10 protein-coding genes and 1 pseudogene are annotated in these 13,175 nt (G+C 69.7%); 8 read left to right on the top strand and 3 right to left on the bottom strand.

Annotated features, from left to right (window positions below):
• Window positions 1-7 precede the first annotated feature (7 nt).
• Together ACFY3N_RS23520 and ACFY3N_RS23515 are read right to left on the bottom strand one after the other, a co-directional pair.
• Entirely contained in the window at window positions 8-898 is an 891-nt protein-coding gene (locus ACFY3N_RS23520; protein WP_390818663.1) for a virginiamycin B lyase, read from the bottom strand.
• Window positions 895-1,533, bottom strand: coding sequence for a CatB-related O-acetyltransferase (locus ACFY3N_RS23515; protein WP_390818662.1), 639 nt, complete (start codon window positions 1,531-1,533; stop codon window positions 895-897). Before ACFY3N_RS23515 ends, ACFY3N_RS23520 begins: the two co-directional genes overlap by 4 nt.
• A 514-nt stretch (window positions 1,534-2,047) precedes the next feature.
• On the opposite strand from ACFY3N_RS23515, the gene ACFY3N_RS23510 reads away from it, so the two are divergent.
• From ACFY3N_RS23510 to ACFY3N_RS23475, 8 genes and pseudogenes are all read left to right on the top strand, one after another.
• Window positions 2,048-4,774 carry an ATP-binding protein gene (locus tag ACFY3N_RS23510; RefSeq protein ID WP_390818661.1) on the top strand — a complete coding sequence of 909 codons (2,727 nt, stop codon included), beginning with the start codon at window positions 2,048-2,050 and terminating at the stop codon, window positions 4,772-4,774.
• Window positions 4,775-5,991: 1,217 nt separating this feature from the next.
• Window positions 5,992-7,146: a DUF262 domain-containing protein gene (locus ACFY3N_RS23505; protein WP_390818788.1), complete on the top strand. Its 1,155-nt coding sequence runs from the start codon at window positions 5,992-5,994 to the stop codon at window positions 7,144-7,146.
• Window positions 7,143-8,291, top strand: coding sequence for a DUF3696 domain-containing protein (locus ACFY3N_RS23500; RefSeq protein ID WP_345576784.1), 1,149 nt, complete (start codon window positions 7,143-7,145; stop codon window positions 8,289-8,291). Before ACFY3N_RS23505 ends, ACFY3N_RS23500 begins: the two co-directional genes overlap by 4 nt.
• Window positions 8,292-8,323: 32 nt before the next feature.
• Complete coding sequence (locus tag ACFY3N_RS23495; protein WP_390818660.1) at window positions 8,324-9,250, top strand: hypothetical protein; 927 nt, start codon at window positions 8,324-8,326, stop codon at window positions 9,248-9,250.
• 563 nt (window positions 9,251-9,813) lie between these two features.
• The gene (locus ACFY3N_RS23490) at window positions 9,814-10,017 is read left to right on the top strand and encodes a cold-shock protein (protein ID WP_351999146.1); all 204 of its coding nucleotides are present in this window, start codon (window positions 9,814-9,816) and stop codon (window positions 10,015-10,017) included.
• Between the two features lie 328 nt (window positions 10,018-10,345).
• A complete protein-coding gene (locus ACFY3N_RS23485) occupies window positions 10,346-11,842 on the top strand; it encodes a DEAD/DEAH box helicase (RefSeq protein WP_390818659.1) in 1,497 nt (498 codons plus the stop codon).
• Window positions 11,843-11,888: 46 nt separating this feature from the next.
• Window positions 11,889-12,293 carry a CBS domain-containing protein gene (locus ACFY3N_RS23480; RefSeq protein ID WP_390818658.1) on the top strand — a complete coding sequence of 135 codons (405 nt, stop codon included), beginning with the start codon at window positions 11,889-11,891 and terminating at the stop codon, window positions 12,291-12,293.
• A gap of 49 nt (window positions 12,294-12,342) precedes the next feature.
• Window positions 12,343-12,642 (top strand): annotated as a pseudogene (locus ACFY3N_RS23475) (SCO5918 family protein); the annotation flags it as partial.
• Window positions 12,643-12,753: 111 nt separating this feature from the next.
• Here ACFY3N_RS23475 and ACFY3N_RS23470 read toward each other — a convergent pair.
• Window positions 12,754-13,113 (bottom strand): hypothetical protein, encoded by a 360-nt coding sequence (locus ACFY3N_RS23470; RefSeq protein ID WP_390818657.1) that lies wholly within the window; start codon window positions 13,111-13,113, stop codon window positions 12,754-12,756.
• Window positions 13,114-13,175: the final 62 nt, after the last annotated feature.

The raw sequence follows: 13,175 nt of genomic DNA, 5'->3' as shown, positions 1-13,175 counted from the left end.
TCCTGGGCTACGGCAGCGGTTCTCTGGTGATGCGGGCGAGGGCGCCGGTTTCCAGCGCCGTCCACAGGGCACCGTCAGGGCCGAGGGCGATGCCGTGCGGCTCAGAGCCGGATGTGGGCAGGTCGTGCACCTCGATCACGCCGTCGGTGGTGATGGATCCGACGCGGTTGCCGCCCCACTCCGTGAACCACAGGGCGCCGTCGGCGCCCGGAGTGATGGCGTGCGGTCGGCCTGTGCGGTCGGGCAGCGGGAACTCTGTGACCTCGCCCTCGGTGGTGACGCGGCCGATGTGACCGGCGGCGATCGCGACGTACCAGACGGCGTCGTCGGGACCGAGCGTGACGCCCACCGGTGCGGCGGCCGCGGTGGGCAGCGGGTGGGCGGTGACCGTGCCGTCGGTGCCGATCCGGCCGATCGCGTTGGCCTGGTTCATGGTGAACCACATCGCGCCGTCCGCGCCTGCGGTGATCGCGGACGGGAACGCGCCGGTGACCGGGAGCGGGAACTCGGTCAGTTCACCGTTGGTGGTGATGCGACCGATGCGGTCGCCTGTGGTCTCGGTGAACCACAGCGCCCCGTCGGATCCGGCCGCGATGCCGAACGGCCCGCTTTCCGGGGTGGGCAACGCGAACTCCGCGACGGCGCCGTCGACGGTGATCCGGCCGATGCGGTGTGCTTGATATTCGGTGAACCACAAGGCGCCGTCCGGCCCGGTGGTGATGATCGTCGGCCCGCAGCCCGGGTCGAGCTGGCAGCTCTCCGGTTCGTCGCCGGGCACGAGCCGGCCGATCTGGCCACTGTGGACCAGCGTGTACCACAGTGCGCCGTCCGGGCCGGTGGTGATCGCGTACGGTCCGCTGCCGGCCACGGGATGTTCCTCGATCGACACGTCTGTCACACGGCCTCCAGTCCGTGGTCGGTGGCGATGCGGGCGATGTCGGCCGGGGTGCCGGCCATGATGGCGTGGGCGTGCTCGGTGACCAGCTCGTCCGGCCAGTCCCACCAGGCGGCATGAAGGAGCTGGTCGATGTCGACGTCGTCGAACCGTTGCCGGATCAGGCGGGCCGGGTTGCCGCCGACGATGGTGTACGGAGGTACGTCCGCAGTGACGACCGCTCCCGCGGCGATGATGGCGCCGTCACCGATTCGTACGCCGGGCATGACGGTGGACCGGTGGCCGAACCAGACGTCGTTGCCGACCACTGTGTCGCCCCGGCTGGGCATGCCGGTGACGATGTCGAGGGTCCGCTTGGCCCACTCACCGCCGAACATGGTGAACGGGAAAGTGGACACGCCCATCGTCGGGTGCTCGGCGCCGGCCATCAGGAACCGGGTGCCCGCGGCGATGGCGCAGTACTTGCCGATGACCAGCCGTTCCGGGCCGTAGGCATAGAGCACGTTGTGGTGCTCGAAACCGGTGGCGCCGTCCGGGTCGTCGTAGTAGGTGTACTCACCGACGGCGATCTTCGGTGAGCTGACCAGTGGTTTGAGGAACACCACCCGGTCATGTGCCGGCAGCGGGTGAAGGACCATCGGGTCAGGTGGCAACTTCCAGCTCCTGATGAGGGGATGTGTGCGGGGACGGGGTCGAGGAAGCCGTGAACGCGGCGCAATCGGGTCTGTTCGTAGACCATGACGATCTGGCCGATGACCACCGGAGGGCCACCGACCGGCGCCAGTTCCCAGGCCAGGCGCGCCACACCGTGATGGCCGTCGGCGTTCCCGGCCGGTACACCAGGCCGGGGAACTGACGCTGGGCCGTGGCCACCACGTCCTCTACGGCGTCGCGGCTCTCGGCAGCCACGATCGGCGAGGTAGCCGGCGTCGTCGGTCCAGAGCCCATCGACGAGCGCCCGGCGCCTGGCCGGGTCGCGCTCGTTCCAACCCGCCAGGTACCGCCTGGCCAGCTCATCGATGCCGGACATGGTCGATCTCCCTACGCCTCGCTGCTCCGTTCATCAAGCTACGGCCGTTGACGGGGTGCGGAATCTGTTACGTCCCGGCAATCCAGCGTGGGATTCCCGGACGGCTTAAGTACCCTCGCCAGGTGTTGCACGGACGGAGTGACGAGATATCAGTCATCGACCGGTTGCTGGCGGACTGCCGGACCGGTCTCAGCGGTTGCCTGCTCATCACCGGGGAGCCGGGTATAGGCAAGACCGCGCTGCTGGAGCACGCGGCGTCCGCGGCCGACGGGCTGCGGGTCGTGCGCAGCACCGCGATCGAGTCCGAGGCACACCTGCCGTTCGCCGGCTTGCACCTGCTGCTGCGACCCGCTCTCGACCGCACGGACGCCCTCCCTGCACCGCAGGCGCGTGCCTTGCGCGGGGCCTTCGGTCTCGCCCCGGCCGAACCGGGCGACCGCATGCTCGTCGGCCTCGCTGTTCTTTCCCTCCTCGCCGAATTCGCCGCCGGTGGTTCCGTCCTGTGCCTCGTCGACGACGCGCAGTGGCTGGACCGGGCGTCGGCCGAGGCTCTGCTGTTCGCCGCACGGCGGCTCGACGCCGAGGGCATCGCGTTGATCATCGCCGCCCGGACCGGCTTCGACGCCTCTGGACTCGCCCATATGCCCCTGACGGGGCTTGACGCGCCTGCCGCCGCCGGACTACTGGCCGAGCACGCCGCCACGCTGGCCCCCTCCAACCGGTACCGGGTGCTGGCCGAAGCACAAGGCAACCCTCTCGCCCTCCTCGAGCTGCCGGTCGCCCTCGCCGCGGACCGGCCGGCCACCACCGGTCAGGCCCTGCCCATGACCGACGCGGTCCAGGCGGCATTTCTCGACCAGGTGCGGCGGCTACCCGAGCCGAGCCAGCATCTGCTGCTCGTCGCGGCATCTGAGGACACCGGTGACCGGGACGTTGTGCTGCGCGCGGCCGGACCTCTCGGCTGCCGCCCCACGGATCTGGTGCCGGCGGAAACGGCGGGGCTGCTCCGGGTGGACAACCACACCGTGCGCTTCCGCCACCCCCTCGTGCGGTCAGCCGTCTACCAGGCGGCGCCGATCAGCCTCCGCCTCGTGGTGCACACAGCCCTCGCCGAAGTCCTGCACCGGCCGGAAGACGCCGACCGGCGCGCCTGGCACCACGCCGTGGTGGCCGTCGGCCCCGACGAGCAGGTGGCCGCGGAACTGGAGAGCACCGCCCAACGGGCCACCGAGCGAAGCGGATATGCCGCCGCGGCGGCGGCCTACGAACGGGCAGCACAGCTGACGGAGTCCGGCACGGACCGGGCCCGCCGATTCGTACTGGCCGCAGAAGCCATCGCAGAGGAAGGTGACATCGAACGCATGACCGAGCTCGCCCGTCACGGCGCCGCCGCCACCGACGACCCGGACTTGACTGTCCGCGTCATCCGAGTGCGTGCCGCCGCGGCGTTCCATCACGGCTTGCTCCGCACGGCCCGCCAGTTGCTGATGGAGGCAGCCGAGCTCACCCGGGCCGGCGATCCGGCATCGGCCGCCCACATGATGCTCGACGCGGTGCACGCCGCCTGGTATCTCGGGAAGCACGAGATCGCGGACTCCGCGGACCGGCTGGATGCCTTACCGTTGCCGCCCGACGACCCGCTTACCCACGTCGCCCGCCTGCTGAGCTGGGTGGTGCGGTCCGCGATCGGACAAGGGGACCGGGATCCCGAGACTCTCACACGACGGATCGCAGCCGCCGAACGGACGGGATTCGGCGGCCCGCACGACACGATCCTGGTCGGAGCCACCAGCCTTCAGGCCGCCGGCCAGGACACCGAGGCACACCGGGTGGCCGGCGAGCTCCTCGCCCAGTGCCGCGGCCGTGGGTGGATCGGCCGCACGCCACCGGTACTGGCGTGTGCGGCCCGAGCGTCACTGTTCCTCGGCCGTCACACCGAAGCCTGGGACGAGGCGACCGAAGCGCTGCACATCGCAGAGGAGCTCGGACACCGGCAGTGGATCGCCGAAATCAGTGGCGTGCTGGCCTACCTGTCCGCGGTGGCGGGCGACGAGCGACGCTGCTACGCCTTCGCCGACGACGCGCTGGCCGCGCCAGAGCCTGGCACGCCCCCGCCCGGCATGTCCTGGGCGCACTGGGCGCTGGCCCTGCTCGACCTCGGTCACGCTCGATGGGAGTCCGCCCGCACCCGCCTGGCCGCCCTTCACACCGGACCGGTGCGGCATCAGCTTCCCGGCTTGCGCAGCATTCCTGACCTGGTCGAGGCAGCGGTGCGACTCGGCCGGCCGGCCGACGCCCACAAGCCGCTCGCACGGCTCACGGACTGGGCACACGATGCCACGCAACCGTGGATCGACGCGCACGTCCAACGCTGCCGCGCACTGCTCGCGCCGGAAGCAGACGCTGCAGAGCTGTACCAGGCCGCACTGCGGCTGCACCCCGATGACCGGCAGTTCGAACGCGCGCGAACCGCTCTGCTCTACGGCGAATGGCTGCGCCGCATGCGCCGCAAGACCGAGGCCAGGACCCAACTCCGCGACGCCTTCGAGACCTTCCGGCGACTCGGCGCCACGCCTTGGGCGGAGCGAGCCCGCGCCGAGCTCGACGCGACCGGGGAAGCCGTACCGAAGCCCGAGGCCGGCGCGGGCGGACCACTGGCCGTGCTCACCTCGCAAGAACGGAAGATCATCCGGCTGGCGGCGCGCGGCCTGTCCAATCGGGACATCGCCGCACAGCTGTTCCTCAGTCCGCGCACCATCGGATATCACCTCTACAAGGCGTTCCCCAAACTCGGCGTCACCGCACGAACCGAACTCGCCGCCCTCGAACTCACAGATGCCGCACCATGACCCCGTTTCGTGGCCCAGGCCGGCCTTGGGCCCCGCCGAGCGCGGCAGCTGATGTACCGCCTTCCAGCGGTCCGCAGTACGACGCCACCGCCGGGCGGCTGTGACGCTCGTCTGACGCTCCGGGCACCAGACGGCACGCTGACGGGACCAAAAACGTGGCCTGACCCGGGGGTTCTCCCATTCCGGGCGTCGCGACGTGCTTCCGATGACGCATCACGTGGAGTGCGCGGCGATTCTCGAGCCGACTGACAAGGGCCTCTGACCTGCGGTTTTGTTGAGTTTTTCGGCGTGGCCGATGCGCTCGGCCTGTTTCCCGCAGTACACGACGTGGAGCATGCCGGGGGACCAGGGAGAGGTATTGACCTGCTGCTCTGTGAGCGTCGTGCGAGAGGGTGGACGCGTTGTCCCTGCGCCGCGGGGCGTACGGGAAACCTCATGACGCTCGTTTGACGCCGGTCCCGACGGAGCGTCAGGCGAGTGACCCGGGGTCCGCACGGTCGTCTGCCGCCCACGCGGTCTTTCCCCCTGGACGGACGGTGCCGGTTGAAGAGATCGGCGAGGCTGAGCTCGGCGACCCGATCGCGCTGCGGGCGTCCTGGACTTCACCCTCGATGATTCCTCCGAGCCAGAGAAGCCGTTCACAGCCAACCGCACCGCTCCCCGCCGCCGGTCCCCGTCCGGACTTCCCGGGTCCCTCTCAAGGACCTGCCTGGACGGGGTCTCGTTGTCTGCGCCTGTCGGGCGGCCAAGCCCCGCGAGACTCGCGGTGACCGTGGGGCTCATCGCCGGGGCGTTCCTTTTCCCGGGCGGGGCGCGGTCCCGGATCTGCTCGCGGCAGCGGGCGTGGCCGGCCTGGCCGTGATCCGCCCGCCCGTCCGGGATCTCCTGAACCGGGGCGGAGAGCTTCTCATCGACGGTTCGTCCACCACCGGGGAACCAGAGACCGGGGACGAGGAGCCCAACCGCCCGGTGTCGTCCCGCTCAACCCCCGTCCCCACTGCCCTGTTGATCGGGCGTCACCGCGGGATCACGGACGGTAGGGTGAGGGGCGATCGCAGCGGACACGGTGATCGCGTACGGGATGAGGGGGAGGGCGACCAGAGGACATGGCGGCGTTGGAGGAGAGCCAGGGGCGTACACGGGACCAACGGTCGGTGTTCGAGCGGTACCAGGACGCCGCGGCTGACGGCGGGGAGCATGAATCCCCTTTGTTCTCCGTGGAGGTCACCACCGACGGCCGGCTGACCGACATCGAGCGCGAGGAGGCCGAGGATGTGGTGATCGAGCAGATCACCTCTCCCTTCGACCCCGAGCACATCGACATCGACACCCGGACGACGACCGTCGATCTGCTGTTGTCCCGGCTGCGCAACGAGATGATCGACCTCGCCCCGGACTTCCAACGCAAGGCGGGCATCTGGACCGATGGCAAGCAGTCCCGGCTCATCGAGTCTCTGCTGCTGCGCATTCCCATCCCGTCCTTCTACGCCGCCGAGAAGAAGGACGGCAGTTGGGCCATCGTCGACGGCATTCAGCGCCTCACGTCCATCGCGCGTTTCGTGGAGCCCGAGGCGGTCGGTGCCGACCCGCTGAAACTGACGGGTCTGGAGTACCTGCGCAACTTCGAGAGCACCGGCTTCGCGAACCTGTCCGGGAAACTCCAGATCCGGCTGCGTGAGACCGAGGTCGTCGTCCACGTCATCCGGCGAGGTACCCCCGAGCCGGTGATGTTCAACGTCTTCGCGCGCATCAACACCGGAGGCGAGCCCCTCACCCGGCAGGAGATCCGGCACGCGCTCATCTCGGGCCGGGCGCGCACGCTCCTCGCGGAGCTCGCGGAGACCGAGGAGTTCCGGCGGGCCACCGGTTACAGCGTCGTCGGGGACCGGATGGCCGACCGGGAGATGGTCCTTCGCTTCCTGGCCTTCCGGATGACCTCCCCGCACGCTTACAAGCCCGGTGACTTCGACGCGTTCCTCGCCGAGGCGATGCACCAGGTGAACCGTCTCGACAGCGCGGAGGAGAACCGGCTGCGGACCGAGTTCCTCACGGCGATGCTCGCGGCCGAGGAAGTCTTCGGCCCCCACGCCTTCCGGAAGTACCGCCGGAACCAGCAGCGCAAGTCACCCATCAACAAGGCGCTCTTCGAGGCGGTCGCCGTCAATCTCGCGAGCCTCGGCGACGACGAGCGCGAGGTGCTGGGGCAGACCGACGTCCTCGACGCCTTCGCGGAGCTGATGGAGGACGTGGAGTTCGAACGTGCCATCTCGGTGGGCACCGGTGACGCCAGGAAGGTCCGCAAGCGCTTCGACGCGGTCAAGGAGCTTCTGGAGACGGCGCTCAGCGAGGGACGGAGCGGGACCGGGCAGTGATCAACCACATCACGCTGATCAACTTCAAGGCGTTCCGGCGTCTGGAACTCCCCCTGGGCCCGCTCACGCTCCTCACCGGTCTCAACTCCTCGGGCAAGAGCAGTGTCCTGCAGGCGCTGGGGCTGCTGCGGCAGTCGTACGAGACGCAGATGCTCGTCCGGACCAGACGTGCCGGGGGCGGGTTGCTGCTCAACGGTGACCTCGTGACCCTGGGAACCGCACAGGACGTTCTGCACGAGGACTTCGGGCCGGTGGAAGAACTCCCCTCCGTCCGCGAGCCGCTCGTCGGCTTCGTCATCGAGGAGGACGGCGAGCAGCGGACCTGGGCCGCCGCGTACGACATCCGCCACCCCGACCGGGACGTCATGCCGCTGGCGGAGGGATCGGTCCGCGCGCACCTCGCCGAGCAGCCGTTCCAATACCTGCACGCCGACCGCATCACCCCGGCGGTCACCTACCCCCGCTCCCACCAGATCGCCGTCGCGCGAGGCTTCCTCGGCGTACGTGGTGAACACACCGTCAACTACCTGCGTCACCACACGGACCAGGACGTACCCATGGAGGTGCCCGACGGTCCACTCCGCCATCGCGGCGCCACGTCTCCCCAGCTCCTGGACCAGACGATCGCCTGGATGCAGGAGCTGTGTCCGGGCGTCAACATCGAGACCGACCCCATCGAAGGCACCGACTCGGTCCGCCTCTCCTACGGCTTCGGCGGCACCGCAGGCATCAACGCCACCCGCCGCAGGCGCCCCACCAACGTCGGCTTCGGTCTCACCTACGCGCTGCCCGTGGTGGTCGCCTGCCTGACCGCGACGCCCGAGAGCCTGATCCTGCTGGAGAACCCCGAGGCCCATCTGCACCCGAAGGGGCAGAGCAGGATGGCGGCACTGCTGTCCGCGGCCGCCGCCACCGGCGCCCAGCTGATCGTCGAGACGCACAGCGACCACGTGCTGAACGGCGTTCGCATCGCGGTGAAACAGGGTGTCCTCCAGCCGCAGGACACGGTCGTCCACTACTTCAGCGGCAATGGGGCGGGCACCGAGGTCGTCACCCCGCGCATCGACAAGGACGGCATGCTCGAGCAGTGGCCCGAGGGCTTCTTCGACGAGTGGGAGAACTCGCTCGACCAACTGCTTGATTGACGCCACGGGATGACACAGGGGGAGAGGAAAACGTGTCACTGCTGTTTCTTAACGAGAAGTCCTGGGGGACGGCCTGCGACCCGGCACGGGCCGAGCGGGCCATGGCCGACTTCGTGGCCGTCGTCCGTGCCGCTGCGGCCGCGGGAGGCGCGACCCTCGTGAGCGAGGTTGACGTCAAGGCGCTGGAGATCGCCGAGGGTTACCCCGTCAACAAGTGGATCGGCGCCAGCCCGCGCAACCGCGCCCTCTGGCAGCGCCTGCGGGCCTTACAAGGCCGCTCTCCCGTGCGGAGCGTCTTCCCCGCGGAGGATGCCGCCGACCATCTGGAGTACCGCCACGACGGCGAGGTGGCCCTCGGCCTGGGCGCCGCGCACTTCATGGACGGCATCGCCGTCAGCCTTCCGGTGGCCCGTCCCTGGCAGACCGACCAGGTCACACTGGAGCGCGCGGAACTCGTCGAGGACGATGAGGGCACGCTGGAGATGCGGCATGACACCGTCGACGTCCGGCATCTGTCAGCCGAGCCGCATCTCGACGGGCATCTGGAGTGGATCCGGAAGGCGCGCCGGGAGAGCGTCACCACCGGCCTGCGGATCTGGGACAGCCGGGCCGACCTCTACCCGCACCTCACCTTCCTGCCGCGCGTCGAGGGCCAGCTCGTCGGCCTGCACCCGCACTGGGTGGTGCCCGTACGGCGAGCCCTGGAACGGCTGGAGGAAGCCGTTGCCGCGTGGGATCCGACGACCATGGCCGAGCCCGAGTGGCGGAGCAAGGTCAGCCCGGAGGGCGAGACCCGCAAGCGCGTGTGCCGTTTCACCGACCTGGACGGGGACACACGCACCTTCGACCTGCACGCCCGCTTCACGCCGGGCGCCGGCCGCATCCACTTCCGCCTGGTCCCGGAGAAACGCACGATCCGCCTCGCCCACATCGGCGGCAAGATCCGGCCGGAGGTCTGACAGCGCCCGTCAGAACATCGGCAGTGAACGCGCTTCCCCGTCGAGCAGTGCCAAGCTGTCCGCCGGGCCCACGAGCGGTGGCCGTACTCGGCGGTGGCGCCCGGCGGGGCCGGCCCGGCCCCTGTCACCTCGTCCAGCCCGCCGGCGGCCTCGGTGGCCGTCGTGGGGCTCGTCCGATGCTCCGGCCGGTCCGAAGACCGGTGTGCGGGTCTGAGGACGTGATCCGACCCGCCGTCTGGCGTGCCCCATACTCCCCGGAACGTTGCGCTCCGGCTGGATCAATATCTGTGCCGGCGGGCTGAGATTTCGACGGAACACGCAGACAGATTCTCTGCCGCAATAAGTGAACTCGATTCTTCCCCGCACGCAGGCCGCTGCGGCGTGCTACTGTCGATCCCAGTTGCAGTTGTGGTTCCCGAAAACTTCAAGTGCCTCCGGCTCGGCTCCTGTGCCGCTGGAAGCGCTTTTGTATATCCGGTCTTTTCCCGGGCGGGGTGATCATCGCGGCGACACGGGGTCCGCACAGTGCGGCCCCCGAGGCACTGCCCCAAAGGAGAAATGACATGGCTGCTGGTACTGTGAAGTGGTTCAACGCGGAAAAGGGCTTCGGCTTCATCGAGCAGGACGGTGGCGGCGCCGACGTGTTCGCCCACTACTCGAACATCGCCGCCCAGGGCTTCCGTGAGCTGCTCGAGGGCCAGAAGGTGACCTTCGACATCGCGCAGGGCCAGAAGGGTCTGACGGCCGAGAACATCGTTCCCGCCTGACGCTGACGCGCATTTCGTAGCTGGGACCCGCATCCTTTGGGGTGCGGGTCCCAGCTGCTTGCGTTTCTCTTAGCTGTTTCTCCTGTGGATGACCACCAGGAAACCCGTGAAGCATCCTTCAAGGGTGCACGCAACCCGTCATGGCCTCATCGCTATGGACGCCCGGACATTGCGTCCACTTCATGTCACTCATTTCAGCGCCTGTGCGCGTACGGATTTCCGTCGGCCAGATGCGCTGTCGCGTCCCACCGGCCCGTTCTTGCAATTCTCCGTGCTGCTCATCGCTGTGGGAATTCCTTGATATGTGCCGCATCGAGGAAGGTTCCGCATGAACCGCACACGTACGAACGACCGTTTCGCCCTTACCCGTAAGGGCGGTGTCGGCTCCGGAAGGGGCGGCAGCCGATTCGGTTCGTCGGCCCCGAACCGGTCGGGCAGCTCGAGCCGTTCCGGCGGTTACGGACGCCGGCCTGCCGCGATTCAGGGAGAGTTCGCCCTCCCGGAGACGGTCACTCCCGCGCTTCCCGCCGTGGAGGGCTTCGCCGATCTCGACATGCCCAAGGAGCTGTTGGCCGCGCTGGGTTCGCAAGGTGTGACCGTGCCGTTCCCGATCCAGGCCGCGACCCTGCCGAACTCCCTCGCCGGGCGGGACGTCCTCGGCCGTGGCCGCACCGGCTCCGGCAAGACCCTCGCTTTCGGGCTGGCGCTGCTGGCCCGTACGGCCGGGCAGCGCGCCGGGGCCCGGCAGCCACTGGGACTGGTCCTCGTACCGACGCGTGAGCTGGCGCAGCAGGTCGCCGATGCGCTCACCCCCTACGCCCGCTCCGTGAAGCTGCGGCTGGCCACCGTGGTGGGCGGGATGCCGATCGGCAGGCAGGCGAGCGCGCTGCGCGGTGGCGCCGAGATCGTCGTCGCCACACCGGGACGCCTCAAGGACCTCATCGACCGCGGCGACTGCCGGCTGGACCAGGTGTGCGTCACCGTCCTCGACGAGGCCGACCAGATGGCCGACATGGGCTTCATGCCGCAGGTCACCGCCCTGCTCGACCAGGTCCGTCCCGAGGGCCAGCGCATGCTGTTCTCCGCCACCCTCGACCGCAACGTCGACCTGCTCGTGCGCCGCTACCTCAGCGACCCCGTCGTGCACTCCGTCGACCCCTCGGCGGGCGCGGTCACGACGATGGAGCACCACGTGCTGCACGTCCACGGCGCCGACAAGCACACGGCCACCACCGAGATCGCCGCGCGTGACGGCCGCGTGATCATGTTCCTCGACACCAAGCACGCCGTCGACCGCCTCACCGAGCACCTCCTGAACAGCGGGGTACGGGCCGCCGCCCTGCACGGCGGCAAGTCGCAGCCACAGCGCACCCGCACGCTGACGCAGTTCAAGACCGGGCACGTCAACGTGCTGGTGGCGACCAACGTCGCGGCGCGCGGCATCCACGTCGACAGCCTCGACCTCGTCGTCAACGTCGATCCGCCCACCGACCACAAGGACTACCTCCACCGCGGCGGCCGCACGGCCCGCGCCGGCGAGTCCGGCAGCGTCGTCACCCTGGTCACCCCGAGCCAGCGCCGCGCCGTGACCCGCCTCATGGCAGCGGCCGGCGTCGTCCCGCGGACCACCCAGGTCCGCGTCGGCGGGGAAGCCCTGCACCGCATCACCGGAGCCCAGGCCCCCTCCGGCGTCCCGGTCGTCATCACTGCACCGGTGGCCGAACGTCCCAAGAAGCGCGGCGCGACCTCACGCGGCCGACGCCGTCCCGCTTCGGCGGCCCGCCGCGCTTCCGTACGGCAGCCGACCGTCGGTACGGCGGCGTAGAACCTTCGTGATCGGAAAGCCGGCCCATCTCCGCAGGAGGCACCCTTTGACGCTGGTCCAGACGCAGTTCCGCCCGGAGAGTGCCCACCGCGTGCACGGCACGGTGGCCGACACCATGGAAGCGGCCGGACCGCAGGTCTGGGAGGACATGACCGTGGAGGTGGCACTGTCCGTGATGGCCGCCGCCCGTACGGCTCATCTGGTCGTCTGCGACGACGACGGTCTGTGCACCGGTCTGGTCACCCGGACCCGGCTCACGGCCGTTCGTGACGGCTCCGGGTACACGGACCGGATCCGTCTGCGTGACATCGCCGACGTCATCGCTCCCTTCGCCTCGCCGCTGACCACGAGGGCCGAAACCGAGCGTGCGATGCGGCGCCGCCGGCTCGGGGCCCTGCCCGTGGTCGACGAACAGGGCAACGCTCTGGGCGTCCTCGCCCTCTCCCGCTGAACCGCTTCACGGCGGTCGGCCCCGTCCCTCCTTCTCCCCGTGAGGCATCATGCGCTGTGTCGTCGCCCGCTTCCCGTTCGACCCGACCAGGAGCGGCGTACTGGAATCGATGAAGGACATCAGGCCCGAACCGGTCACCGGCGAGTCTGTGATCACCGGACGACGCCACTACCCCGCCAAGCAGGCCGGCGAGGTCGTCACCCGCCAGGACCGCCGCGATTTCAGCGCCGGCGAGGTGCTGCGGGCCATGTCCCGGCTCGGCTCCACCTGTCGCGCCCTTCCCGAGGCCGCGTCTGCGCGCGTGGACAGCCCGTTGCGGCGGGCTTCCGCGATGCTCGGCACCCCCTTGCCCGGCTGGCCCACGGGACGAGCAGGAGCCGAACAGAGCGGTGGGGGCCCTACCGGCACATGCCGGTAGGGCCCCCACCGCGTGACGTGCCGCTCCCGGCGCGGCGGTGGGTCAGTGGTCGGAGTAGCTGAAGTCCCCCACGGTCCAGGCGCTGACGTCCTCGATCGCTATGCGGTACATCCCGCCTGTCTCCGGGATCCCCACCGTGCCCTGCAGGATCCGGGCGACGTGGAAGTGCAGATGCGTGGGCGGCCCGTCCTTCTTCGCGGGGGTGTCGAAGACGGCGGAGAACTCGCCCAGGTGTGCGGAGTCCGTCAGCACCTCCGACACCCTCTGCCGCCACACGGCTTCGGGAGCCAGGCGACCGGTGATGACAGCGCCACCGGTGACCACGGTCAGGGACATCTGATTGCTCCGCCCGGACTCCACAAGGGCGGCGATGTCAACGATCAGCTCGTCAGGTTTCGGCATGAGATCGAATTCTATGCGTCGGTCCGTCCGGGCGTCCCGGCCGGTGGCACCACCGGCCGGGA

Source organism: Streptomyces sp. NPDC000348 (assembly GCF_042898795.1).
Classification (GTDB): Bacteria; Actinomycetota; Actinomycetes; order Streptomycetales; family Streptomycetaceae; genus Streptomyces.
This window is presented reverse-complemented; position numbering and strand designations above follow the sequence as displayed.